Source organism: Pseudomonas sp. ANT_J12 (assembly GCF_008370045.1).
Taxonomy (GTDB): domain Bacteria; phylum Pseudomonadota; class Gammaproteobacteria; order Pseudomonadales; family Pseudomonadaceae; genus Aquipseudomonas.
This window is the reverse complement of the sequence record NZ_VOBN01000008.1, coordinates 97,101-121,206: the sequence shown is the minus strand read 5'-3', so window position 1 is coordinate 121,206 and position 24,106 is coordinate 97,101. Positions and strand designations below refer to the sequence as shown.

The 24,106-nt window shown below is 61.7% G+C and carries 27 protein-coding genes and 1 pseudogene; 5 read left to right on the top strand and 23 right to left on the bottom strand.

The features are described from left to right. Positions 1-431 precede the first annotated feature (431 nt). Both FQ192_RS18420 and FQ192_RS18415 read right to left on the bottom strand, forming a co-directional pair. A pseudogene (locus tag FQ192_RS18420) lies at positions 432-943 on the bottom strand (AAA family ATPase); the annotation flags it as partial. 107 nt (positions 944-1,050) lie between these two features. After that, a complete protein-coding gene (locus tag FQ192_RS18415; protein WP_149659844.1) occupies positions 1,051-1,947 on the bottom strand; it encodes a DMT family transporter in 897 nt (298 codons plus the stop codon). An 84-nt stretch (positions 1,948-2,031) separates the two neighbouring features. Between FQ192_RS18415 and FQ192_RS18410 the strand changes: the two genes are divergently transcribed. Further along, the gene (locus FQ192_RS18410) at positions 2,032-3,363 is read left to right on the top strand and encodes a PLP-dependent aminotransferase family protein (RefSeq protein WP_149659843.1); all 1,332 of its coding nucleotides are present in this window, start codon (positions 2,032-2,034) and stop codon (positions 3,361-3,363) included. On the opposite strand, the gene FQ192_RS18405 is transcribed toward FQ192_RS18410, so the two are convergent. From FQ192_RS18405 to FQ192_RS18390, 4 genes are all read right to left on the bottom strand, one after another. Beyond that, entirely contained in the window at positions 3,360-3,668 is a 309-nt protein-coding gene (locus FQ192_RS18405; protein WP_149659842.1) for a hypothetical protein, read from the bottom strand. The genes FQ192_RS18410 and FQ192_RS18405 overlap by 4 nt on opposite strands. Next, a complete protein-coding gene (locus tag FQ192_RS18400; protein WP_149659841.1) occupies positions 3,665-4,120 on the bottom strand; it encodes a MarR family winged helix-turn-helix transcriptional regulator in 456 nt (151 codons plus the stop codon). Before FQ192_RS18400 ends, FQ192_RS18405 begins: the two co-directional genes overlap by 4 nt. Positions 4,121-4,255: 135 nt before the next feature. Next, entirely contained in the window at positions 4,256-4,708 is a 453-nt protein-coding gene (locus FQ192_RS18395; RefSeq protein WP_149659840.1) for an Ohr family peroxiredoxin, read from the bottom strand. A gap of 103 nt (positions 4,709-4,811) precedes the next feature. After that, positions 4,812-5,264 (bottom strand): Ohr family peroxiredoxin, encoded by a 453-nt coding sequence (locus FQ192_RS18390; RefSeq protein WP_149659839.1) that lies wholly within the window; start codon positions 5,262-5,264, stop codon positions 4,812-4,814. 221 nt (positions 5,265-5,485) lie between these two features. On the opposite strand from FQ192_RS18390, the gene FQ192_RS18385 reads away from it, so the two are divergent. Continuing rightward, on the top strand, positions 5,486-5,866 hold the full coding sequence (locus tag FQ192_RS18385; protein WP_149659838.1) for a RidA family protein: 381 nt from the start codon (positions 5,486-5,488) through the stop codon (positions 5,864-5,866). Between the two features lie 46 nt (positions 5,867-5,912). On the opposite strand, the gene FQ192_RS18380 is transcribed toward FQ192_RS18385, so the two are convergent. The 3 genes from FQ192_RS18380 to FQ192_RS18370 all read right to left on the bottom strand — a co-directional run bounded on the left by FQ192_RS18380 (position 5,913) and on the right by FQ192_RS18370 (position 7,515). After that, the gene (locus FQ192_RS18380; protein ID WP_149659837.1) at positions 5,913-6,200 is read right to left on the bottom strand and encodes a hypothetical protein; all 288 of its coding nucleotides are present in this window, start codon (positions 6,198-6,200) and stop codon (positions 5,913-5,915) included. A gap of 133 nt (positions 6,201-6,333) precedes the next feature. Then, positions 6,334-6,504, bottom strand: a complete 171-nt coding sequence (locus tag FQ192_RS18375; RefSeq protein ID WP_149659836.1) for a DUF2986 domain-containing protein — start codon at positions 6,502-6,504, stop codon at positions 6,334-6,336. 72 nt (positions 6,505-6,576) lie between these two features. Then, positions 6,577-7,515 carry a LysR family transcriptional regulator gene (locus FQ192_RS18370; RefSeq protein ID WP_149659835.1) on the bottom strand — a complete coding sequence of 313 codons (939 nt, stop codon included), beginning with the start codon at positions 7,513-7,515 and terminating at the stop codon, positions 6,577-6,579. Positions 7,516-7,639: 124 nt separating this feature from the next. Between FQ192_RS18370 and FQ192_RS18365 the strand changes: the two genes are divergently transcribed. Further along, positions 7,640-7,915 (top strand): DUF2798 domain-containing protein, encoded by a 276-nt coding sequence (locus FQ192_RS18365; RefSeq protein ID WP_133839832.1) that lies wholly within the window; start codon positions 7,640-7,642, stop codon positions 7,913-7,915. 50 nt (positions 7,916-7,965) lie between these two features. On the opposite strand, the gene msrA is transcribed toward FQ192_RS18365, so the two are convergent. The 4 genes from msrA to FQ192_RS34485 form a co-directional block, all read right to left on the bottom strand. Further along, positions 7,966-8,472 (bottom strand): peptide-methionine (S)-S-oxide reductase MsrA, encoded by a 507-nt coding sequence (msrA, locus tag FQ192_RS18360; RefSeq protein WP_149659834.1) that lies wholly within the window; start codon positions 8,470-8,472, stop codon positions 7,966-7,968. Positions 8,473-8,580: 108 nt separating this feature from the next. Then, complete coding sequence (locus FQ192_RS18355; RefSeq protein ID WP_178129161.1) at positions 8,581-8,883, bottom strand: hypothetical protein; 303 nt, start codon at positions 8,881-8,883, stop codon at positions 8,581-8,583. A gap of 6 nt (positions 8,884-8,889) precedes the next feature. Continuing rightward, positions 8,890-9,072: a hypothetical protein gene (locus FQ192_RS34065; RefSeq protein WP_178129159.1), complete on the bottom strand. Its 183-nt coding sequence runs from the start codon at positions 9,070-9,072 to the stop codon at positions 8,890-8,892. Positions 9,073-9,162: 90 nt separating this feature from the next. Further along, positions 9,163-9,297 carry a hypothetical protein gene (locus tag FQ192_RS34485; RefSeq protein ID WP_256672312.1) on the bottom strand — a complete coding sequence of 45 codons (135 nt, stop codon included), beginning with the start codon at positions 9,295-9,297 and terminating at the stop codon, positions 9,163-9,165. Positions 9,298-9,702: 405 nt separating this feature from the next. Here FQ192_RS34485 and FQ192_RS18345 point away from each other — a divergent pair, with 405 nt between their 5' ends. Further along, entirely contained in the window at positions 9,703-10,185 is a 483-nt protein-coding gene (locus tag FQ192_RS18345; protein ID WP_149659833.1) for a VOC family protein, read from the top strand. 381 nt (positions 10,186-10,566) lie between these two features. On the opposite strand, the gene FQ192_RS18340 is transcribed toward FQ192_RS18345, so the two are convergent. The 9 genes from FQ192_RS18340 to FQ192_RS18300 form a co-directional block, all read right to left on the bottom strand. Then, complete coding sequence (locus FQ192_RS18340) at positions 10,567-12,018, bottom strand: hypothetical protein (RefSeq protein ID WP_149659832.1); 1,452 nt, start codon at positions 12,016-12,018, stop codon at positions 10,567-10,569. 873 nt (positions 12,019-12,891) lie between these two features. Further along, positions 12,892-13,581: a response regulator gene (locus FQ192_RS18335; protein ID WP_149659831.1), complete on the bottom strand. Its 690-nt coding sequence runs from the start codon at positions 13,579-13,581 to the stop codon at positions 12,892-12,894. Further along, the gene (locus FQ192_RS18330; protein WP_256672311.1) at positions 13,578-15,569 is read right to left on the bottom strand and encodes a DUF4118 domain-containing protein; all 1,992 of its coding nucleotides are present in this window, start codon (positions 15,567-15,569) and stop codon (positions 13,578-13,580) included. Before FQ192_RS18330 ends, FQ192_RS18335 begins: the two co-directional genes overlap by 4 nt. Beyond that, positions 15,487-16,272, bottom strand: a complete 786-nt coding sequence (locus FQ192_RS34480; protein WP_256672310.1) for a hypothetical protein — start codon at positions 16,270-16,272, stop codon at positions 15,487-15,489. Before FQ192_RS34480 ends, FQ192_RS18330 begins: the two co-directional genes overlap by 83 nt. A gap of 26 nt (positions 16,273-16,298) precedes the next feature. Continuing rightward, positions 16,299-16,871, bottom strand: a complete 573-nt coding sequence (gene kdpC / locus FQ192_RS18325) for a potassium-transporting ATPase subunit KdpC (RefSeq protein ID WP_149659830.1) — start codon at positions 16,869-16,871, stop codon at positions 16,299-16,301. A gap of 12 nt (positions 16,872-16,883) precedes the next feature. Further along, entirely contained in the window at positions 16,884-18,962 is a 2,079-nt protein-coding gene (kdpB, locus tag FQ192_RS18320) for a potassium-transporting ATPase subunit KdpB (RefSeq protein ID WP_149659829.1), read from the bottom strand. Between the two features lie 10 nt (positions 18,963-18,972). After that, the gene (kdpA, locus tag FQ192_RS18315; protein ID WP_149659828.1) at positions 18,973-20,745 is read right to left on the bottom strand and encodes a potassium-transporting ATPase subunit KdpA; all 1,773 of its coding nucleotides are present in this window, start codon (positions 20,743-20,745) and stop codon (positions 18,973-18,975) included. Then, on the bottom strand, positions 20,742-20,834 hold the full coding sequence (gene kdpF, locus FQ192_RS18310) for a K(+)-transporting ATPase subunit F (RefSeq protein WP_123402870.1): 93 nt from the start codon (positions 20,832-20,834) through the stop codon (positions 20,742-20,744). Before kdpF ends, kdpA begins: the two co-directional genes overlap by 4 nt. Before the next feature lie 417 nt (positions 20,835-21,251). Then, positions 21,252-22,157, bottom strand: coding sequence for a LysR family transcriptional regulator (locus FQ192_RS18300; RefSeq protein WP_149659827.1), 906 nt, complete (start codon positions 22,155-22,157; stop codon positions 21,252-21,254). 118 nt (positions 22,158-22,275) lie between these two features. Here FQ192_RS18300 and FQ192_RS18295 point away from each other — a divergent pair, with 118 nt between their 5' ends. Further along, on the top strand, positions 22,276-23,688 hold the full coding sequence (locus FQ192_RS18295) for an MFS transporter (protein ID WP_149659826.1): 1,413 nt from the start codon (positions 22,276-22,278) through the stop codon (positions 23,686-23,688). Here FQ192_RS18295 and FQ192_RS18290 read toward each other — a convergent pair whose 3' ends face one another. Continuing rightward, on the bottom strand, positions 23,689-23,994 hold the full coding sequence (locus FQ192_RS18290; RefSeq protein WP_149659825.1) for a panthothenate synthetase: 306 nt from the start codon (positions 23,992-23,994) through the stop codon (positions 23,689-23,691). Between the last annotated feature and the right edge of the window lie 112 nt (positions 23,995-24,106).

The following is a 24,106-nucleotide window of genomic DNA, read 5'->3' as shown; positions in this document are numbered from 1 at the left end:
TGAAGTAATCGCTTATCCCGACGAATCAGGCAGAGCCCTTGAGGATTTCAGTCGATGAATCTCATGATTTCTTTCCAGACATAACCGTAGCTATAGCGCAGCCAGGCGATTTTCAGTTTGGCCACTGCGCGGCGCGTACCACTGCGTGCCCGCGCTTGCAGTGTCGTTTCAATTTCACTTAATAGCCATTCGTCCTTGAAGCCTGTCCAGACCGGGGGGACAGGCGTTTCAAGGTTGCTGAAACATACCGGAGCGACTTCCGAGTAGAGGATGTCTTCCACGACGTTCAGGTCATAGCCGCGGATTCGCTCAGCGATAAACGCGTAATCGACGGCGCTGTCGACAAACGCCTCGGCCAGCGCGATCTGAATACTCGCTCTTTCAGCAGCAGTTGGAAGTTGTCCCAATGGGCCAGTTCCTCCAGCGCTACGTCGATTCAGGCCAGCCAGAAAACCGGAAATCTGCGCCGCACTTCGAAGGTGAACAACCGGAATCAGCGGCCCGATGGCCAGGCGTAAAGCCTCGGTGCGGGGGCGTCTCGTGCGGTCAAAATCCCAGACATACTTCAGAAAACCGAAAAATTCCTTGTCCAGCCTCTCGGTGCAGCCTGCCGGAAGATCCGCGCGTGGTCGGTTCAGCACGCTGCGCAGAATGACTCGCCGCAAGCAGGTGGTGCGCGGTGTATCGAGCCAGATGATGAGATCCGCCCGGGGCAGCCTTAACGCGAAGGTCTTTGTGGAGTAATTGCCTTCACAAATCCAGGCGTCCCCGGCGACGGCTTGCCGAACCCGTGTGCGGAAAATGTCGGTATCCGCTTCGACCCAACCGGGTTCCCAAAACAAGGTATCGAGGTGGACCACCGGCAAATCAAGACGCTTGCCTATTTCACGCGCCAAGTCGATTTGCCACTCCCCGAGTTGCCCAGTATCACGATGCGCTGCATCAGCATTTCCCTTGCCGAAAACGGGCAATGCTATCCCATCCGCTGGGGTAAAGAACAATGGACAGTCTCGGTTGTTGCTCATACGGGTGGAGGACTGCGTAGTGTGTCTATCTCGAAAACTTCCGCGCCCCCGCCACACAAAGAATCACCGCCACCGTCACCCCAAGCATGCCCAGGCTGACCTGTTCATGCAGCAACGTAGCCGCCAGCGCCAGGCCAAAAAACGGTTGCAGCAACTGGAGCTGACCGACCGCGGCAATCCCGCCTTGGGCCAGCCCGCGATACCAGAAGACGAAACCAATCAACATGCTGAAGATCGATACGTACGCCAGGCTCAGCCACGCCGGTGTAGAAATGGTGGCGAACGAAGGCGGGGCCTTGAACACGCTCAGCAGCGCCATGACCGGCAGCGACAACACCAGTGCCCAACTGATCACCTGCCAGCCGCCCAGTGTTTTTGAAAGCTTCGCGCCCTCTGCATAACCGAGGCCGCAGACGATGATCGCCAGCAGCATCAGCAGGTCGCCGGCCGGGGAGGCCGTCAGCCCCTGGGACACCGCGAAGCCCACCACCAACAGGCTGCCCAGTACTGAGAAAAACCAGAACACCGGCCGTGGACGCTCGCCACCGCGCAACACACCGAACACCGCAGTGGCGAGCGGCAACAGGCCGACGAAGACGATGGAATGTGCCGAGGTCACGTACTGCAACGCCAGCGCGGTCAGCAGCGGAAACCCCACGACGACGCCGATGGCGACGATGGCCAAGGGCAGCAGTTGATGTCTGGCTGGGCGCTTTTCCTTGAACAGCACCAATAGGCACAGTGCCAGAAGCCCGGCAATGGTCGCCCGGGCAACGGTGAGGAATACCGGATCGAATTCCAGCACGGCCACTCGGGTCGCGGGCAACGAGGCGCTGAAGATGATGACGCCGATCAGTCCGTTGAGCCATCCGCTCGTGGTCTTGGCCGTGGCCGGGTTTTGCAGCTTCGATGTCTGTTCCATGATGAGGTCCCACTCAATGTGCCGTGATCCATCGTATGATCGAAAATCACTACAATCAAAAAATCGTCATGGATACATTTCCGTATGCCTCGCTCACGGTACAAAACATTAGTGGATGCTTTTGCGGCTGACATCAGGTCGGGAAAACTGTTGCCGGGCACGCGCTTGCCGACCCACCGCCAACTGGCGGCCACGGAAGGGCTCGCGCTGGTGACCGCCTCGCGGGTGTATGCCGAGCTTGAAGCCATGGGCCTGGTCAGCGGGGAAACGGGGCGCGGCACGTTCGTGCGCGAAACCTCGTTGCCGCCGGGTTTGGGGATGGATCAGAAAGTCGTGGCGGTGGGCATGACCGATCTCAATTTCAACTATCCGTCGCTTCCCGGGCAAGCCGACCTGCTGCGCAGTGCGCTGCGTCAACTGGCGTCGTCCGGCGATCTTGAGTCGTTGCTGCGCTACCAGCCACACGCGGGGCGTACGCATGAACGTGCGTCGATCGCCCGGCATCTGGGCACGCGAGGGCTGACGGTGGAGGCTGAACAGGTGCTGGTGGTCAGCGGTGCCCAGCATGGATTGGCGGTGACGATGATGGCGCTGCTGCAACCCGGTGATGTGATTGCCGCCGATGCGTTGACCTATTCGGGGTTCAAGGTGTTGGCCGAGTCGCTGCACCTGGAAGTGCTGCCCATTCCGGTGCTCGAGCACGGTCCGGATCTGGAGGCGCTGGAGCGTTTGTGCCGCCAGCGACGGGTGCGGGCCGTGTATTCGATGCCCACGATTCACAACCCGCTGGGATGGGTGATGGATGCCGCTCAACGCGAGGCCCTGGTGACGATTGCGCGCCAGCATGACCTGCTGATCATTGAAGATGCGGCGTACGCTTTCCTGGCCGAGAACCCGCCGGCACCCTTGGCGTACCTGGCCCCCGAGCGCACGGTTTACGTGTCCGGGTTATCGAAAAGTGTCGCCACCGGGCTGCGCGTGGGCTTCATTGCCGCCCCTGCCGAAAAGGTGCCCGCACTGGAACGAGCGATTCGGGCGACCACTTGGAACACCCCGGGCGTATTGACCGCCATCGCGAGCACGTGGCTCGATGACGGCACCGTCACACAGCTGGAAGCGGAAAAGCGTCTGGACGCGCAAGCCAGGCAATCGATGGCCCGCGAGGTGCTGGCGGGGCTGCCGTGGGTGGGGCATCCATCGTCGTATTTTCTGTGGCTGCCGCTGCCCGAGGATGCGCGGGCGGAGCAGATCGTAAAGGAACTGATGCGTGAGCAGGTGTCGGTGTCGACCGCCGAGCCGTTTGCGACGTCAGCCCATGTACCCCATGCCATCCGCCTGGCGCTGGGTTCTGCCGACATGGGCGCGCTGCGTTTGGCCCTGGAAAAAGTGAAGTGGGTGATTGGAGCTTATGCTTAGCCCGGCGCCAGCAAGCGCTCGATCTGCGCCAATTCCCAGGTGCTGAGCAAACTGACCGGGTCGGTGCCGTAACGATGCCAGGACTCGAAAGTGACTTCGCGGCCGTCCGGGCTCTGGCAGTTTTGGCAGTGGCGCAAATGATTGCCGTCGAGGTCGAGGGTCAGGCGCCAGCCTTCGATATCAACCATTATCTGGCCCGATGCGCTGGGTGTGTCGAGGCACTGCAACGCGCGAATGCCCAAGGCGGCATCGCGCAATAACTGGCACACCTCGCGGGCGGTCAGGGCAGGGCGCTGAGCGGTCACTCGTCTTTCGTCGACTTGATGACATTGCTGCGCAACCGCACGATCGCTTTCTGCAGTTGGGTAAATTCGTCCTGGGTCAGCCCCGTGGTATCGGGGGACAACTGCGGCTGGTCTTCACGCAAATCGCGGCCGGCCTGCGTCAGGTTGATCCGCACCTGGCGCTCGTCCTCGGGGTCGCGTTGGCGCTGTAAATAACCCATCACTTCGAGCTTTTTCAGGATCGGCGTGAGGGTGTTCGATTCCAGGAACAACTTTTCGCCCAAGCTGCCGACGGTCTGATTATCTTCCTCCCACAACGCCACAATGGTGATGTATTGCGTGTAGGTCAGCCCGACCCGCTCGAGGACCGGCTTATAGGCTTTGCCGAACGCCAGGTTGGTGGAGTAGACCGCGAAACACAGGAAGTCGGAGAGCTTCAGGTCTGTGGGGGACGGGGAGTCTTTGGATTTCATGGGCATCCTCTTTGGCCATCGGTTGATGGCTCGAATGCGTGGAATATACATCGGGTGCGATGGTGTCGGAAGTGCTCAGACTCGTGGCAGCAAGCCGGTTTGACGAGCAAAGTCTCGCCAAACCGGCCCGGCACATTACGCCGTCTGAACGTTCAGGGCCACGTCGATGTTGCCTCGCGTCGCTTTCGAGTACGGGCAGATCTGGTCGGCGGTGTGCGCCAGCGTCGTCGCCACATCGTGCGCCAGGCCTGGCACGCGCAGGGTCAAGCGCGCCTGGAGGAAGTAGGCGTCGCCGGTCTGGCCGAGGTCGACTTCAATGTCGACGGAGAAATCGGACGGCAGCACCACGTTCATCTCACCGGCCACGAGGCCGACGGCGGCGGTGTAGCAGGCCGACCAGGCGCCAGCGAACAATTGCTCGGCGTGCGGGTGCGGCTGGACGGCCGAGAACACGTGGGCCGGTTTTGCGTTGCCGGGCGAGGACAACTGAATGTCGAGGCTGCCGTTATGACCGCGCGAAGTCGTGCCGGCGCTGCTGGCGGTGGTGTGAGTTTTGCCGCTGGCCAGTACTTTTTCAATCTTGCTCATGATGATTCCTGAAAGTTTTGATTTGTTTTCGTATGCGCTTATATCGCATGCGATATATGTGGCGCTTCTAAGGGGGCGGTTGTGATCAAGCCCACGCAAGGCTTCAAGCGGTGAGAACGTTCAGGGCCACGTCGATGTTGCCTTTGATCGCTTTCGAGTAAGGGCAGATGCTGTCGGCGGCATGCACCAGCGCGCTCGCGTCATCGTGCGACAGGCCCGGTACGCGCAGGGTCAAGCGAGCCTGGAGGAAGTAGGCCTCGCCGGTCTGGCCCAGATCGACTTCGATGTCGACGGCATGATCGGCCGGCAACTCGATATTCAGTTGCTTGGACGCGAGGCCGACGGCGGCGATGAAACAGGCGGACCAGGCGCCGGCGAACAATTGCTCGGCAGTCGGGTGCGGCTGGATGGCCTTGAACTCGTGCACCAGTTTGGCGCTGCCCGGCGAGGAGAGCTGAATGTCGACGCTGCCGTTATGACCGCACGAAGTGGTGCCAGCGCTGCTCAGGGTGGTGTGGGTTTTGCCGCTGGCCAGGACTTTTTCGATCTTGCTCATGGGATGAATCCTCAAAATTGCATTACGTGTGATTTTGTTATCGTATACGTTTATATCGCATCCGATGGAAATAATGGTCGCGCAGACGCAAAGGGGTGTCAATAGGGGCGTTGAGTGCTGGCCGACGAGTGGTCGAGGCGTGCTTTTTGCGCCAATCTGCGAACAAGCCGTCGATGCGCTGTAAACTGGCCGCCTTTTCTCACCTCGAACAAGAGAACCTCATGGCAAACCAAGACATCGCTTTCACCCCCGATCCAGACGCAGACTCCATCTCCTCCGATGTCGCCGGTTTCGGCGGCCTGCTGGTCTCCACGCAGATTCCCACCCACGCCGATGGCAGCCTGGAGCTGGGTGGTATCGTCGAGCAGAGTGAATGCACCTTGCAGGCGCTAAAGGTGGCGCTGGAGGGCGCGGGCAGTTCGATGGATCGGGTGTTGCACCTGACCATCTACCTGACCGACATGGCCGACCGCGCCGCTTTCAATGAGGTGTACAAGCGCTTCTTCGCCAAGCCGTGGCCGGTCCGCGCCGCGGTTGGCGTGGCTGCTTTGGCCGTCGAAGGGATGCGGGTGGAAGTGACCGCGATGGCGGCCAAAGCCTGATCGGCGAGTGACCCGGTGGCGCCGCTGAATCAGCGACCGCCGCCAGTTATTTCTTGCACTGCGCCAACACCACCTGGCAAGTACTCGGCGTGCCACCGGAGCGGCCGGCATAGCGCATGCAGTTGTTCAGGGATTTTTGCCGCGCCATGCTCAAGGTGTCGCCCCAGGCCAGGCCGCCTTCGCCGGATGTGGGGAGCGCTTTGGCATAGCAGCTTGAGCCCAGGCTTGCGGTCGAATGGCGATGGCCGGCACATCCCGCTATCAGCGCAAGGGTGATGGCGAGCAGGAAGGGAAGGCCCCATGACGAGCATTGGCGCGCAGTTTTTCCGGTCATGCCATGTCCCCCTGTATCAACAGGCTGGAGGCGTGTTGGTGGGCGTGTGTATTGAGAATAGCGGGTATTGCGCCTGTCCCGGCAGCGGCGGGCACGGCCATGAAAGTTTCACGTTTCTGATGCGAAGGTGATTTCAATCGACAGCATCGTTGGCTGGAACAATTGCGTCTTGACCCGGCTCGGCAGCCAGTTTCAATCGGTCGGCTTTGCTGATGTATTTGGACTTGTTGGCCGGTGCCAGTTTGGCACTGGCCTTTTTGGCGTGGGCCTTTAATAACTGGGTGATTTTTTTACGACGATTCATGTTTTCTACTCGGTTTGTCAGGTCTTGAATGATCTATATCGCGCTGATGGGGTCGTCCTGGTGGAAGGCATTCTACCTTTCTTCGATGTCGCCAGCGTCCATCGGCCAGCGCGTTTCCAGATACTCCGCCAGATAACTCATGAACGCCTTGACCTTGGGCGTCAGGGCGGCGCGTTCCTGGACGCATGCGTATATGTCGAGGGGTTCGGCATAGGCTGCGGCGTCGCGATGTTCGAACAGCGGAACGAGTTGCCCGCTGTCGAGGTAGGGCGCAGCCACGAACTCGGCCAGGCGAGTAATGCCCGCGCCGCGGATCGCCATTTGCGCCAGCGCGTCAATGTCGTCGCTGATGGCGGTGGCGTTGATCGTTGCGTCATACCGCTGCCCATCACGGATAAAACCCCAGCGTAGAAAACGCCCGTCCAGCGGATAACGAAATGCCAGGCAGGCGTGCTGTTGAAGATCTTCCGGGGCGTGCGGCCAGCCGACGCGTTCCAGATAAGCGGGGGAGGCGCAGATGATAAACGGCACCGACACAATCTTGCGCGCGACGATCCCTTCTTCCAGTTGCGGCTTGATCCGCAAGCTCAGATCAATGCCTTCCTGAATGTGATTGATTTTGCGATCGGTGGTGGAGAGTTCGAGGATCAGACGCGGGTAACGCGCCGCGAAGCCGGCGATGACGGTTGCCAAGACATGCCGGCCAAACGCCGAGGTAGACGCGATGCTCAGGCGCCCTTGCAGCGGAGTGTGTGCGTGGGTGATTGCGCTGTGCGCCGATTCGAGATCGCGCGCGATGTGTTTCACTTTTTCGTAGTACGCCGTGCCGTTCTCGGTCAACGCCATGCTGCGTGTGGTGCGTTGGAGCAGGCGCGTGTCCAGGTGCGTTTCCAGACGATTGAGGGTCTGGCTCACGGCCGCGGCGCTGACGCCCAACGTCTTGGCGGCGCCGACGATGGAGCCGGCTTCAACGACCTTGATAAAGCTGTCTATGGCGCCGAGCAGGTTCATTGTTTGGCCTGATCTGATTCGTAAGTTTCTCTTTATAAAGCACTCACGGATAAGCGTCTAGTTGGCGATTGCCTGGCTTGTTATGGTGCGGATCCTTATCAATCGAAGGTCAATAAGGTCTGATATGAATTCAAAGACAACCGCCAAAACACTGTTCCAAAACCCACGTAAGCTTTCGGCCCGCGCGACGCCCTATGTGTTTGCCCTGTACATGGCGGCGATCATGGCGCTCCTGATGTCGTTTGTGATTACGGCGGCCAATTCCGGTATTCAGCAGGATTTTCTAAGTAATGCGCTGCACGCTTACCAGTTGGCGATGCCCGTGGCGTTCCTGTGCATCCTTGTCGTGCGTCCTGTTGTGATCAGACTGGTGGCGTTGACGGTGCACCCCCATCACTGAACTTCGCCCAAAAAAAGAGGCGGCTCATTCGAGCCACCTTAGTTCAGTGATCAACCGCGCCGGGGCAGTTTCCAGTTTGGGCGGATGAAGTGGCAGGTGTAACCGTTGGGCAAGCGTTCGAGGTAGTCCTGGTGTTCCGGTTCGGCTTCCCAGAATGGCCCGGCCGGGCTGATTTCGGTGACCACCTTGCCGGGCCAGAGGCCGGAGGCTTCGACGTCGGCGACGGTGTCTTCGGCCACCCGTTTCTGCTCATCGCTGAGGTAGAAAAGGGCAGAGCGATAGCTGGCGCCGATGTCGTTGCCCTGGCGATTCTGGGTCGTCGGGTCATGGATCTGGAAGAAAAACTCGAGAATCTGGCGGTAGCTGATCTGCTGCGGGTCGAACACGATCTCGATCGCTTCCGCGTGGTTGCCATGGTTGCGATAGGTCGCATTCGGTACATCGCCACCGGAATAACCCACCCGTGTGGACACCACGCCGGGATAGCGTCGCAGTAGATCCTGCATGCCCCAGAAGCAGCCACCGGCCAGGAGGGCGGTTTCGGTTTGCGTCGTCATAAGCGGTCATTTCCCTCAGTGAAAGCGTGCGTTACTGATTGATGATCGGACTGTTGAACTGGTCGGAGTAACTGCCGTCCATCAGCGAGGATGCCACTCGATCCGAACCTATGCCACTGCGCGAGTAGGCGAGGCGGGCGGAGCCGACGTGATCGGCGCCGTCTGCGGCGAGGGCTCCGGCGCCGACGTGGTCGGAGCCGTCTGCTGCGACTGCTCCGGCGCCGACTCGATCTGCGCCGTCTGCGGCAACGGCTCCGGCGCCGACTCGATCTGCGCCGTCTGCGGCAACGGCTCCGGCACCGACTCGATCTGAGCCGTCAGCGGCAACGGCTCCAGCGCCGACTCGATCCGAGCCGTCAGCGGCAACGGCTCCGGCACCAACACGATCCGAGCCATCAGCAGCAACAGCACCGGCGCCTACCCGATCCGAACCGTCTGCGGCAACTGCACCAGCGCCGACTCGATCCGAGCCGTCAGCGGCAACGGCTCCGGCACCAACACGATCCGAGCCGTCAGCGGCAACGGCTCCGGCACCAACACGATCCGAGCCGTCAGCGGCAACGGCTCCGGCACCAACACGATCCGAGCCATCAGCAGCAACAGCACCGGCGCCTACGCGATCCGAGCCGTCAGCGGCAACAGCACCGGCGCCTACGCGATCCGAGCCGTCAGCGGCAACAGCACCAGCGCCTACGCGATCCGATCCGTCAGCGGCAACAGCACCAGCGCCAACACGATCCGAGCCATCAGCAGCAACAGCACCGGCCCCAACACGATCCGAGCCATCAGCGGCAACAGCTCCAGCCCCAACACGATCCGAGCCATCAGCAGCCACCGACCCCGCCCCGACATGATCCGCACCATCCGCCGCCACGGCTTGCGCCTTCGCAGCCAGCGCACTGGGCACCATCACCGTCGCCGCGAGCGCCAATATAACGCCTGAAAAAAACTTGTATTTCATGATGTTCTCCATAACCCATCAGCCACAAAGCCATCATGCACGACCGGTCGTTCGATCCTGGGCGACACGACGCACGGGCTCGGGCTGGTTACGTTGGCGATTGGCACGGGTGCGCCCAAGGCGCACGGGTGTCGACGTATTGCATGACAAAGCGATAACCAACTTAAGAGTATAGATCGGCCTGAGTGACTGGCCCGGACCGGTGACCATCGGTGCTGAAAATGCGCAGCTAGAATGATCGGGGTCAGTCTGAATGTTGGAGAACCGAAATGCTCAGCAAAAACATCATTTGCCTCTGGTACGACGGCGCCGCGCTGGAGGCCGCGACCTTCTACGCCAAAACCTTCCCGGACAGCACGGTGGACGCGGTGCATCGCGCGCCGGGCGACTATCCGGCGGGTAAGCAGGGCGATGTCCTGACCGTAGAATTCACCGTGATGGGCATCCCCTGTCTCGGGTTGAACGGCGGCTCCGGGGTCAAGCACAACGAGGCGTTTTCGTTCCAGGTCGCGACCGACGACCAGGCCGAAACGGACCGCTTGTGGCATGCGATTGTCAGCAACGGCGGCAAGGAAAACGTCTGCGGCTGGTGCCAGGACAAATGGGGACTGTCCTGGCAAATCACCCCGCGCATCCTGTCGGCCGCGATCACCGACCCCGATCAAGCGAAGGCCAAACGGGCATTCGACGCCATGATGACCATGGGCAAGATCGACATCGCGGCGATTGAGGCGGCGCTGAAACCCCTGTAGGAGCGAAGCTTGCTCGCGAAGGCGTCAGGCCTGACACACCGCGTCATCGTTCTTCGCGAGCAAGCTTTGCTCCTACGGCGAAGGTGTCGGCCTGACATACCGCGTCATCGTTCTTCGCGAGCAAGCTTTGCTCCTACGGCGAAGGCGTCGGACCTGACACACCGCGTCATCGTTCATCGCAAGCAAGCTTTGCTCCTACGGCGAAGGCGTCAGGCACGACTCGGTCGTAGCCATTGACGAGAAAACGGGTACGACGGGTTCAACCGGGCAGGTTGCGAGAGAGGACAACCCTGCAGTTAAAAACTGCAGGGAGAGTTGGCTTTTAGCCTTGACTGGAGACCGGCTAATGGGAGTCCCCATTATTTATGGGGAAACACCACTTCACTCCAAAGCCTCAATGCTCCATTCCCCTTGCCAATCCTTCGCGACGTACCGAACCGGCACGAACATGCCATACGCTTCCAGGTAGGCGTAAAAAGCGGTGCCCTGGCCGAGGTGGTAGTCATCACCCGTACAGCTGAACACCTTGGCAGTCCCTGTCAGGCTCGGGTAGTACGCGCTAGCGGGCTTTTGTGATTCGACGTCGCAAGTGAACCGGTCGTCGACCGGCACCAAACCTTTGCCATAGTGCTCTGTGGGGCGCTGCACGGTGTAGCTCAGGAGCGCGCCGACCGGCATATTTGCCCAATCGCCTTCGAAGCGCAGGTCCGAGAGGGCGCTGTCTTCAATTTCTATCAGATCGGCGACAGTCGTGAATTTACTGTCAGCCAGTTTTATCAAGCCGCGGAAACTAACGTTGGCCCGTTGCTCTCGTCCGCTTTTAAAGCGCTCAAGCAATTGATTAACCGACGCCTCTGGCAGGTATCTGGCGTCCCGTCCCTTGTACCGCACACCGACCTCTGAAAACTGTTTCGGCTCGGACATGTCCTTGAACACCAAGCGCAGGTGCTGAATGCTTTTTTCCGGTTTGGGCATCTTCAATGCCGCGATGGCTTTCAATACCGGGGCAGTAACGACGGGGACAGGTAGTTCAAAGGATGACTGCTCACGCCCTTCGAAATGTGCGTATTGATCCAGCGACTGCGGCGTACCACAGCCCAGCTCAAGCAACCGGCGCTCGTCAGCTGAGAGGCTTTGCAAGCGGATGGCTTCAGGATTTGTTTTCATCTCCCCCGCGATCACGCGACTGCGCTTATCCAGGTAGAAACTGCTCAGCGCCGTCAGTTCTTGCCGCGAGCAGTTGGCTGTCCACCGCTGGCGTACCTGCCCATACAGGCTGGTTTGGTCAGGTAGCAACAACTCGGCGGGCGGCACTCGAGCCGTCCAGAACGTCACTTCATCACCTTTTACCTTCAGGCTGGCGCGGTCGATCATCTGCCAATCCTGATGCTCCGGGGCCGAGAACACTCGCCATTCGGGCGATGCGGTCTGGGCGCAAACCTGCTTGAACTGAGCGCTTTGCAGGTATTGGCTCTTTTGTTCCGCCGGTAATTGCCAGGATTCCTCTGTGCGACCCCGCGGATCGATGGCAAACCGCGACATTCCGCCTTTGCTGCGGTAGGCCATTTGCGCATCAGGCTGCTTGCAGTCCGCGTCGAAACGCGCCAAATAGCGGTCTTCCGACCCCAGTGATGACACCACGACATAGGTGATTCGGTCTCGTTCGCGGATGATCGAATTAGGCTCGGGCGTTTCCACCAACACACTGTTGAACACCGCGAGGCCTGGTTGCGGGGTTTTAACAGGTGTGGGTTTTGTCGTCTGGCATCCAGAGAGGATCAGCGCAACGGTGAACAGTGAGAAACGGCGGAAGGGGTGGAGCGTGGCATCCATGCGGGCGTACTACATTGATTGAGTGATGGCATATTAGCATGAGCCTGTAGGAGCAAAGCTTGCTCGCGAAGGCGTCAGGCCTGACACACCGCGTCATCGTTCATCGCGAGCAAGCTTTGCTCCTACGGCGAAGGTGTCGGGCCTGACACACCGCGTTATCGTTCATCGCGAGCAAGCTTTGCTCCTACGGTGAGAGCGTCAGGCCTGGCATACCGCGTCATCGTTCTTCGCGGGCAAGCCTCGCTCCTACACAAAAATCAGCCCCGATTCCTTGTAGGAGCAAAGCTTGCTCGCGAAGGCGTCAGGCCTGACACACCGCGTTATCGTTCATCGCGAGCAAGCTTTGCTCCTACGGCGAAGGTGTCGGGCCTGACATACCGCGTTATCGTTCATCGCGAGCAAGCTTTGCTCCTACGGTGAGAGCGTCAGGCCTGGCATACCGCGTCATCGTTCTTCGCGGGCAAGCCTCGCTCCTACACATAAATCAGCCCCGATTCCTTGTAGGAGCAAAGCTTGCTCGCGAAGGCGTCAGGCCTGACACACCGCGTTATCGTTCATCGCGAGCAAGCTTTGCTCCTACGGTGAGAGCGTCAGGCCTGGAATACCGTGTCATCGTTCTTCGCGGGCAAGCCTCGCTCCTACACATGAATCAGCCCCGATCCCTTGTAGGAGCGAAGCTTGCTCGCGAAGGCGTCAGGCCTGACACACCGCGTCATCGTTCATCGCGAGCAAGCTTTGCTCCTACGGTGAGAGCGTCAGGCCTGGCATACCGTGTCATCGTTCATCGCGAGCAAGCTTTGCTCCTACGGCGAAGGTGTCAGGCCTGACACACCGCGTTATCGTTCATCGCGAGCAAGCTTTGCTCCTACAGGGTCATGGGATAAACCGATACCCAACCCCCGTCTCCGTCACCAGATGCCTTGGCTGCGAAGGATCCACCTCGACCTTCTTCCTCAACCCTCCCATAAACACCCGCAGATACGGCGTATCCGTCGTATGCGACGGCCCCCACACTGCTTTCAACAGTTGCAAATGGGTCAACACCCGATTCGGATGCGAGCAAAGGTGTACCAGCAGCCGATACTCCAGCGGCGTCAAATGCAGCGGTGCGCCGGAGCGTTCCACTACCCGGCGTTCGATGTCGATGCGCACGTCGCCAAAGCTCAGCACTGAACTGTTATCGGCCTCTTTCGCCTGCCGGCGTAGCAAGGCGCGCACTCGGGCGAGCAATTCGCCGGTGCCAAACGGCTTCACCAGGTAATCGTCAGCGCCGGTGTCGAGGGCGAGGATTTTGTCCGATTCGGCGCCTCGGGCGGACAGCACGATGATGGGGACCGGCGACCAGCTGCGCACGTCGCGGATCAGGTCGATGCCGTCGCCATCGGGCAGGCCGAGGTCGAGGATGATCAGGTCCGGGCGGCGGGTGCCGGCGTCGATGAGACCGCGGTGGAAGGTGTCGGCTTCATGTACGTCCAGGCCTTCGGCTTGCAGGGCCATGCGCACGAAGCGGCGGATTTCCTTTTCGTCCTCGATGATCAGGACGTGGGGCACAGAGTCGGTCATGGCTGTTCCTCGTCAGTCTGCGGGGCGAAGGATTCGATAACGGGCGGGGTTTCGCGGGGCAGGCGCAGCGTGAAGCGCGCGCCGCCTTCGGGCCGGGTGGCGCCGACGATGGTGCCGTCATGAGCCTGGGCGATGGCCCGGCAGATGGCCAAACCCAGGCCGACGCCGGGGATTGCGCTTTCCTTTTTGCCGCGCATGAATTTGCTGAAGATCGCTTCTTCGTGACCCTGGGGCAGGCCCGGGCCTTCGTCGGCGACCCACACTTCGATCGTATCGGGCGTGGCCGAGGCGCCCAGGTTGATAGTGGTGGCGGGCGGGGTGTATTTGACGGCGTTTTCGATCAGGTTGATCAGGATGCGCTCGATCAACACCGCGTCGATCCTTACCGGCGGCAAGTCATCCTCCAGGGCGACGTGCACGGTTCGCCCGCCGAGGATCGGCTGCACGGCACGCAAGGCACTGCCGACCACGTCTTCCACCGGTTGCCACTGCCGATTCAACACCACTTTGCCGGACTCCAGTCGCGCCATGTCCAGCAGATTGTTGACCAGGGTGTTCATGCGCAGCGCCGATTCACCCACCGCCGTGGCGATCTCGGCCGCTTCACCGGTCAGCGGTGGCTGGGTCAGTTTGAGCGCTTCGGCGAGGCCGACCATCACCGACAGCGGCGTGCGCAAATCATGGGAAATCGCCGACAGCAGCGAGTTGCGCAAGCGCTCGGATTCCATTTGCACGGTCGTGTCCTGGGCCACGTTGATGTAGTGAATCCGTTCGAGGGAAATGGCCAGCAACGACGCGCAGGTATCGAGTAAACGCCGCTGTTCCGGCACCACCAACCGCGTCGTGTCCCGGGGTTGCACGGCGAGGATGCCGCGCACGCGCATCGGCGCCGACAACGGCAGGTACAGCGTGGTGCTGGAGGGCAGGGTATCGGTGCCGTAACCGGCCGGTTCGGTTTTATCGAATGACCACTGCGCAATTGCCAGATCGACTTGCGGGGCATCGCCAGTGACCATCGGCGCCAGCAATTTGTTGTTGTCATCGGCCACCAGCAACGCCGAGCGGGCGCCGAATTCGGCGCTTAGAAATTGCGCGCTGATCTCGGCCACCTGTTCGGTAATCAGCGCGGCGGACAGCAGACGCGACATGTCATACAGCGCGCGCATGCGGTCTTCGCGCCGTTGCGCCACCCGTGCCTGGTACGTCAGGCCGGCGGTCATCTGCCCGATCACCAACGCCACCACCAGCATCACAACGAAGGTCACCAGGTACTGCACATCGGCAAACGCGAAGGAAAAACGCGGCGAGACAAAGAAAAAATCGAAGGCGCCAACGGACATGAACGCCGCCATCACCGCCGGGCCACGACCGAAGCGCACGGCGACGGCGACCACCGCCAGCAGGAACAGCATGACGATGTTGGCCTGTTCGAGAACGTTCGCCAGCGGCAAGGCGATCAGCGTTGTCGCCGCGCAGATCCCGGCGCTCCACAGATACGTCGACCACAGAATCGGACTTTCGCGGGTTTCAGGCTTGCTCTCCGGGCGCTGGCTGGAGGCAGGCAACGACACTTGAATCACATCCAGATCCGCGCCCAGCGCACCAATCCGATCCGCCAGCACCTGGCGCCAAAACTTACGCCGTGGACGTTCGTCACGTCCCAGCACCACCTTGGACAGATTGTGCATGCGCGCATATTTAACCAGCGTTTCGGCAATGTCCTGACCCGCCAGGGTCGAGATCTGCGCGCCCATGTCCTGGGCCAGTTTCAAAGTCGCCAGCACCCGACGACGCTTGGCCTCGGGCAGGCGCTGCAAGGCCGGGGTTTCGACAAACACCGCATGCCACGGCACGTTCAATTGCGCGGCCAGGCGCGCCGTCGAACGCACGGTTTTCTCCGCCTGTTCATGGGGCCCGATGCAGGCGAGTAGCGAGTCGCGGGTGCCCCACACCGGTTTCACCGCGCTGCTTTGGCGGTACTGCAACATGTCGCTGTCGACCCGGTCGGCGGTGCGCCGCAGCGCCAGTTCCCGCAGGGCGATCAGGGCCTTTGCGAAAGAAATTCTGCACCGCGCGCTCGGCCTGTTGCGCGAGGTAGACCTTGCCTTCCTTCAAGCGCTGCAACAGATCGTCGGGCGGCAAGTCGACGATCACCACCTCGTCGGCAGTATCGAATACATGGTCGGGCACGGTTTCCCACACCCGAATACCGGTGATGCCACCGACGATATCGTTGAGGCTTTCCAGGTGCTGGACGTTCATGGTCGACCAGACATCGATCCCGGCGCTGAGCAGTTCTTCCACGTCCTGCCAGCGTTTCGGATGCCGCGAGCCGACGGCATTGGAGTGGGCGAGTTCGTCGATCAGGATCAGCCCCGGCGCGCGGGCGAGGGCGGCGTCGAGGTCGAATTCGCTGACGGTGCGCTGCTTATCGATGACCCGTTTGAGCGGCAGCACTTCGAGGCCTTCGATCAGCGCCTGGGTTTCGGCGCGACCGTGGGTTTCGATCACACCGATCAGCACCTTGATGGCTTGCGACTGCGCGGTATGGGCGGCGGCGAGCATGGCGTAGGTCTTGCCGACCCCGGCACTGGCGCCAAAGAAAATCTTCAGCCGACCGCGTTTGGCTTGCGCTTCCTCTTCGCGAATCCGGGCCAGTAGCTGGTCCGGGTCAGGACGTTGTTCGGCCATCACCCTCACCGTGTGTGAGTTGCCGCTCAGTGGGCGGCGTCGAGCGCCAGGTTCAGGGCCAGCACGTTGACCCGAGGCTCGCCGAGGAACCCGAGCAGCGTGCCTTGAGCATACGCGCCGATCAGTTGCCGGACCTTCTCCACCGGCACGTTACGCACCCGCGCCACCCGCCCGGCCTGATACAACGCGGCGGCCACGCTGATCTGCGGATCAAGACCACTGGCGGAACTGTAGACCAGGTCAGCTGGCACCGTGGCGTTGTTGCCGGGATCGGCCGCGTGCAAGGCTTCGATCCGGCCCTTGACCGCGTCCATCAGCGCCGGGTTCAGCGGGCCGAGGTTCGAGCCACTGGAGGCTTGCGCGTTATAGGGCATGGGGCTGGTGGCAGACGGGCGGCTCCAGAAATACTTCGGATCACTGAAGCCTTGGCCGATCAACAGCGAACCGACGGTTTTGCCGTCGCGCTCGATCAGGCTGCCGGCCGCCTGATGGGGAAACACCAACCGCGCGATGCCGGTCGTCACCAACGGATAAGCCAGGCCGGTGAGCAGTGAAAAGACAATCAACAGGGTCAACGCCGGACGTAACTGAGTGCTCATGACAAAGCTCCCTCAAACCAGACCGACAGCGGCCAGGGCCATGTCGATGATTTTGATGCCGATGAATGGAACGATGACCCCGCCCAGCCCGTAGATCAGCAGGTTGCGCCGCAACAGCAGGGCGGCGCCGACCGGGCGGTATTTCACGCCTTTGAGTGCCAGCGGGATCAGGAAAATGATGATCAGCGCATTGAAAATCACCGCCGACAACACCGCCGAATTGGGGCTGGTCAGGCCCATGATGTTCAGCGCCGCAAGCGATGGATAGGTGGTGACGAACGCCGCCGGCACGATGGCGAAATACTTGGCCACGTCGTTGGCAATCGAGAACGTGGTCAGCGAGCCCCGGGTCATCAGCATTTGTTTACCGGTTTCCACCACTTCGATGAGCTTGGTCGGGTTGCTGTCCAGATCGACCATGTTCCCGGCTTCCTTCGCCGCTTGGGTTCCCGAGTTCATCGCCACCGCGACATCGGCCTGGGCCAGCGCCGGGGCGTCGTTGGTGCCGTCGCCGGTCATCGCCACCAGGCGACCTTCGGCCTGGTAGCGGCGGATCAGGTCGAGTTTCTGTTCCGGTGTGGCTTCGGCCAGAAAGTCATCAACCCCGGCTTCGGCGGCGATGGCGGCGGCAGTGACGCGGTTGTCGCCGGTGACCATCACGGTCTTGATCCCCATGCGGCGCAGTTCGACGAAACGTTCCTTGATCCCGCCCTTGACGATGTCCTTGAGCTCGATCACGCCCAGCACTTTGGCGCCATCAGCTACCACCAGCGGTGTGCTGCCCCGGCGCGCGACGTCTTCGACGATGGTTTGCACGGCGTCGGGGAAGTGACCGCCGAGACTTTGCACATGGCGCAGGATCGCTTCACCGGCGCCTTTGCGCAGTTGGCGCGTGCCCATGTCGACGCCACTCATGCGGGTCTGGGCGGAGAAGTGCACGAAGTGGGCGTCGAGTGCGCCGATGTCCCGTTCGCGCAGGTTGAAGCGTTGTTTAGCCAGCACCACGATGCTGCGGCCTTCGGGGGTTTCGTCGGCGAGGGAGGCGAGTTGCGCTACATCCACCAGATCCGCTTCCTTGATCCCCGGCGCCGGCAAAAACGCCGAGGCGTGGCGGTTGCCGAGGGTGATGGTGCCGGTCTTGTCCAGGAGCAGAACGTCGACGTCACCGGCCGCTTCCACGGCGCGGCCGGAGGTGGCGATGACATTGGCTTCCATCATGCGGCTCATGCCCGCCACGCCGACCGCCGACAGCAGGCCGGCGATGGTGGTGGGGATCAGGCACACCAGCAGCGAGATCAGCACGGTGATGGAAACCGGCGTCCCGGCCTGGGCCACCGAGACCCCGAACAGGGAGAAGGGCAGCAGCGTCACGGTCACGCCAAGGAAGACGATGGTCAGCGCCACCAACAGGATGGAGAGGGCGATTTCATTCGGGGTCTTTTGCCGCTTGGCGTTCTCGACCATGGCGATCATGCGGTCAACGAAGGTTTCGCCGGGGTTGGTGGTGACGCGCACGACGATCCAGTCCGACAGCACGCGGGTACCGCCGGTCACGGCCGAAAAGTCGCCGCCACATTCGCGAATCACCGGCGCCGACTCACCGGTGATCGCCGACTCGTCCACCGAGGCCGCGCCTTCGATCACTTCGCCATCGGCGGGGATGATCGAGTCGCCGAGGTCGCCGGCCTCGACCACCACCACATCGCCTTTGCACAGACCGCTCGATTGCGCCAGTTGCCACTCGGCGCCGTAGTGCGGTTCGCGCAGTTTTTTGGCCCAGGTTTCCTTTTTCAGGTCCCGCAACGAGGCCGCTTGAGCCTTGCTGCGACCTTCGGCCAGGGCTTCGGCAAAGTTGGCGAACAGCACGGTGAACCACAGCCACAGGGCAATCGCCAGGATAAACCCGGCGCTGGCCTCGCCCTGGCCGCGCAGGGCCTGGACCCACAGGGCGCTGGTGATGATCGCGCCGATGTAGACGACGAACATCACCGGGTTGCGCCACTGGATTCTGGGGCTGAGTTTGCGCACCGATTCGACGAGGGCCGGGGTAATGAGTTTAGGGTCGAACAAGGAGAACGCTTGGCGGGTCATGGTCGTGGTCTCACTTGATCAGGTTGAGGTGTTCGACGACGGGCCCGAGCGCGAGCGCCGGCACGTAGTTCAGCAAACCGACCAGCAACACCGTGCCGATCAGCAGCGCCACGAACAACATGCCGTGGGTCGGCATGGTGCCGCCGGTGACCGCCAGGCGTTTCTTCGCCGCCAGGCTGCCAGCGATGGCGAGCACCGGGACGATCACGCCGAAGCGGCCAAACCAGGCAACGATCGCCAGCATCGTGTTGTAGAACGGCGTGTTGGCCGACAACCCGGCGAAGGCGCTGCCGTTGTTGTTGGCGGCCGAGGAGAAGGCGTAGAGGATTTCCGAAAACCCGTGGGCACCCGGGTTGGCGATCCCCAGCCGGCCGGCCTCGGCCATGACCGCGATGGCGGTGCCGAACAGCACCAGCAACGGCGTCACCAGAATCGCGATGGCGACCATTTTCATCTCGTAGGCTTCGATCTTTTTGCCCAAATATTCAGGTGTGCGGCCAATCATCAAACCGGCGATAAACACCGCGAGAATTGCGAACACCAACATTCCGTACAGCCCCGAGCCGGTGCCGCCGAACACCACTTCACCCAGTTGCATCAGCACCAGCGGCACCGCGCCGCCCAGTGGGGTGAACGAGTCGTGCATGGCGTTGACCGCTCCACAGGACGCGGCGGTGGTCACGGCGGCGAACAGGCTGGAGGCGCTGATGCCGAAGCGCAGTTCCTTGCCCTCCATATTGCCCGCCGCTGTGTCGATGCCCAGCGCGGAAAACTGCGGATTGCCCAGTTGTTCGTAGTGGGTGACGGCGATCACCGCGACCACGAAGATGATCGTCATCGTCGCCAGCAACGCCCAGCCTTGGCGGATGTCACCGACGATGTGGCCGAACACGAAGCACAGCGCGGTCGGGATCAGGAAGATCGCGATCAGTTGCAGGAAATTGGTCAGCGCGGTGGGGTTCTCAAACGGATGCGCCGAGTTGGCATTGAAGAAGCCGCCGCCGTTGGTGCCGAGTATCTTGATCGCTTCTTGCGAGGCGACCGGGCCCATGGCGATGGTTTGCTTGTCGGTGCTGGCGGCCACGGTGACGGGGCTGCCCTGAGCGTCAAGTTTCGGTTGACCGGCGTCGTTGAGTACTGGCGCCTGGTACTGCATGACTTCCAGCGTCGAGACGTCCTTGTAGGGGTCAAGATTCTGGATCGCGCCTTGGCTGACCAAGAACAACGCGAAGATCAGCGACAGCGGCAGCAGCACCCACAATGTGATGCGGGTCAGGTCAGCCCAGGCATTGCCAATGCTGTTGGCGCTGTGGCGGGCGAAGCCGCGAATCAGCGCCACCGCCACGACGATGCCGGTGGCGGCGGAGAGGAAGTTCTGCACGGTCAGCGCGAGCATTTGGGTCAGGTAGCTCATCGTCGATTCGCCGCCATAACCTTGCCAGTCGGTGTTGGTGACGAAACTGGCGGCGGTGTTGAACGAAGAGTCTGGCGTCACGGCGCCGAAGCCTTGGGGGTTGAACGGCAGCACGCCTTGCAAGCGTTGCAGCGCGTAAACAACCAGCAATCCCAGGGCGTTGAACAGGATCAGGGCGAGGGCGTATTGCAGCCAGCTCATCTGCGCTTCGGGCGTGACCCCGGCCAGGCGATACAGCGGCGATTCAATACGCGCGCCGAGGGCAAACCGACCCTCCATCACCGTGGTCAGCCAGCGTCCGAGGGGCCAAGCCAACAGACCCAGCACCAGCAAAAAAGCCCCGAGGAGGATCCAGGCTTGCGTGGTCATAGGAAGTCCTCCGGAAAGAACAGCGCGGCGACCAGGTACACCAGCAACCCGGCCGCGATGATGCCGCCGAACAGATAGAAACCGGTCATGACCGCCTCCTGTTGAGCGCCGCGCAGCCACGGGCCAGACCGATCAGGCTGACGAAAAGCAGCGCACCGAGTACCACAAAGATAAAGTCCATGGCGTTTCCTCCTGCATTGAGGAAAAGCCTAGAGGGATGGCTGGTAAGTTGTTATCAGGATTGGGGGCGGGGGGATAAAGATCTTATAAAGACGTGCGGGAGGAGCTGTTTTTTGCAGGCTGGGGACGACTTTTGTGGTCAAGGAATGTGTTTGTGGCCAAGGGAGCCTTTTGTGGCTAGGGGGCTTGCCCCCGTTGGGTCGCGAAGCGGCCCCCTACTATTTTTCAGGCTAACCGAGTCGCCTGGTTATACGACTGCTTCGCAGCCGAACGGGGGCAAGCCCCCTCGCCACAAAAGCCGCTCGCCACAGAAGCTGTGTTGCGGGCTACAACAGCGGCTCGGCACACACCTCCCGAATACACCCCCGCAACCAGCGATGCGCCGGGTCGGCATCGAGCCGGGGGTGCCAGAGCAGGGACACGGTGATCGGCGGGATGGCAACCGGAAGGGCGAAACTGTGCAGGCCGGCACGCAGGCTGGCGGTATGGCGTTCCGGCACGCTGGCGATCAGGTCGCAGGAGCGAACCAGCGCCAGTGCGGTAGAGAAACCGCCGACGACGGTGACAATCTCGCGCTCCAGCCCGAGCGCAGCCAAGGCGTCATCAATCGCCGTCGGCCCTTTCTCCGGGCCCCGTCGCGACACGCCGATGTGCCGGCCAGCCGCATACCGGGCCGGGGTCATGTCGCCCTGGCTTAGCGGATGCTCCAGGCGTACCACGCCAATAAAACGGTCGCGGAACAACGCCTGCGCTCGCAGCTCCGGCGCCATCGACGTTCCGACCACGCCGGTCTCCATGTCCACCGTCCCATCGCGCAAGGGTGTGCTGTCCTTGTTCGGTTTCTGCACGAACAGCAACCGCACCCCCGGCGCTTCTTCGCTGATGCGAGCCAGCAGGTCCGGGCCGAACGTCTCCACAAAACCGTCACTGGTGCGCACGGTGAAGGTGCGCACCAATTGCTGCAGATTGAGCTGCTCGACGGGGCGCAGGATCGCTTCGGCGTCTTGCACCAGTTGACTGACTCGTTCGCGCAATTCGAGCGCGCGGGGCGTGGGCACGAGGCCGCGGCCGGCCCGGACCAGCAGCGGATCGCCGGTGGTTTCACGCAAGCGCGCCAGCGCCCGGCTCATCGCCGACGGGCTTAGCCGCAGTCGCTTGGCGGCGCGCGTGACGCTGCCTTCTGTGAGCAGAACATCCAGGGTGATAAGCAAGTTGAGATCGGGCATCGACATGTGGCGACGTTAGCACGGGATATGGCGTCTGGTGCACAAGTAATGTGCAAACGGTGCGTCTTCCGCCTTGTCAGGACGGGCCGTACGCTGTGGACAGCCAGCCAAGGAGCTCACCTTCATGACCCACCCCGATCAGACCCTCGCCGCCAGTGCACAACGGACACCTTCGGTGCGTTGGGTGCTCGCCAGCCTGTCGTTGTCGATGCTGTTGTCATCGCTGGGCACCAGCATCGCCAATGTTGGTTTGCCGGCGTTAGCCGAAGTGTTCGGCGCGTCCTTTCAGGCCGTGCAGTGGATCGTCCTCGCCTATCTGCTCGCCATTACCACCTTGATCGTCAGCGTCGGACGGCTCGGTGACCTCATCGGCCGCCGTCGCTTGCTGCTGACGGGCATCGCGTTGTTCACCCTGGCTTCAGCCTTGTGCGGCCTTGCGCCCTCGCTTTGGTTGCTGATCAGCGCCCGCGCCTTACAGGGCCTCGGCGCCGCGATCATGATGGCGCTGACCCTGGCGTTTATCGGCGAAACGGTGCCGAAGGAAAGGACCGGTAGTGCCATGGGCTTGCTGGGGACGATGTCGGCGATTGGCACCGCGCTTGGTCCATCCCTGGGCGGCGTGCTGATCGCCGGGTTCGGCTGGCAGGCGATATTCCTGATCAACGTGCCGCTGGGGATTCTGACGTTCTCGCTCGCCTGGCTGTATCTGCCAGCCGATCGTCGAGAGCCGAAGCGTGGTGGTTTCGACCCTGTGGGCACGTTGCTGCTGGCGTTGACGCTGGCTGCCTATTCCCTCGCCATGACCCTGGGCCGGGGCAGTTTTGGTGTGCTCAATGTGGCGCTGCTGTGCGTGGCTGTTTTGGGCACCGGCCTCTTCGTGTTCGTCGAGTCGACGGTGGATTCGCCGTTGATCCGTTTGGCGATGTTCCGCGATGCATCGCTGAGCGGGAGCCTCGCCACCAACGTGTTGGTGTCGACGGTGATGATGGCAACGCTGGTGGTCGGGCCGTTCTACCTTTCCCGTGGGCTTGGACTCAACCTGGCCGTGGTCGGTGTGGTGATGTCGATCGGTCCGGTCATCTCCGCGTTGAGTGGCTTGCCGGCGGGGCGGGTGGTTGACCGGTTCGGCGCGTCGGGCATGGTCATCCTCGGGCTGGTCGCCATGGCGGCGGGTTCAATTGCGCTGTCCGTGTTGCCGGCGTGGTTCGGTCTGGCAGGCTACGTGACGGCCATCGTCATCCTGACCCCGGGTTATCAGCTGTTCCAGGCCGCCAACAACACCGTGGTGATGCTGGACGTACCGTCGGAGCAGCGCGGCGTGATGTCCGGCCTGCTCAGCTTGTCGCGCAATCTCGGGTTGATCACCGGTGCCTCGGTGATCGGTGCCGTGTTTGCCTTCGCTTCGGCGACGACCGACCTGACGACGGCCGCCCCCGAAGCCGTCGCTGCCGGTCTGCGGATGACGTTTGCGGTGGCCGCCGCGCTGATGGTCGTCGCGCTCGCCATTGCATTGGCCAGTCGCGGACGCCGGGCCTGATCAGCCCCAGGTTTTGCCGAGCGCCTCCAGATCGGCCTTTTGCAGATCCTGCGGGCTCATGGCGATGCGGAATTTGCAGCTGGCCTGGAAGTTGAGAAAGAACGGTTCGGAGAAACGCGGGATGTCGGAGGCGTCCTGCACGTCGATCAGCAAAATCCCGCCGCGCTTGCCGTCCTGTTCAGTGAAGTAGACCGTTTCGGGTTTAAGGCTTTCCAGCACGCGCCCGATGATTTCACCGACTTTGCCGGCGCGCACCAGCGTGTTGAAAGGTTCAGGTGGGAACTCGACCGTCAGTAGCATTTTCATGATGGGGTACTCGGTTGAAGTGGCTGCTCCTTATCAAGATCCCGGCTCCGGATTGCTCTGTGTGGTTAAGGATAGTTAAGCCGCAGGGCGCCCTTGGGCAGGGTTACGGACG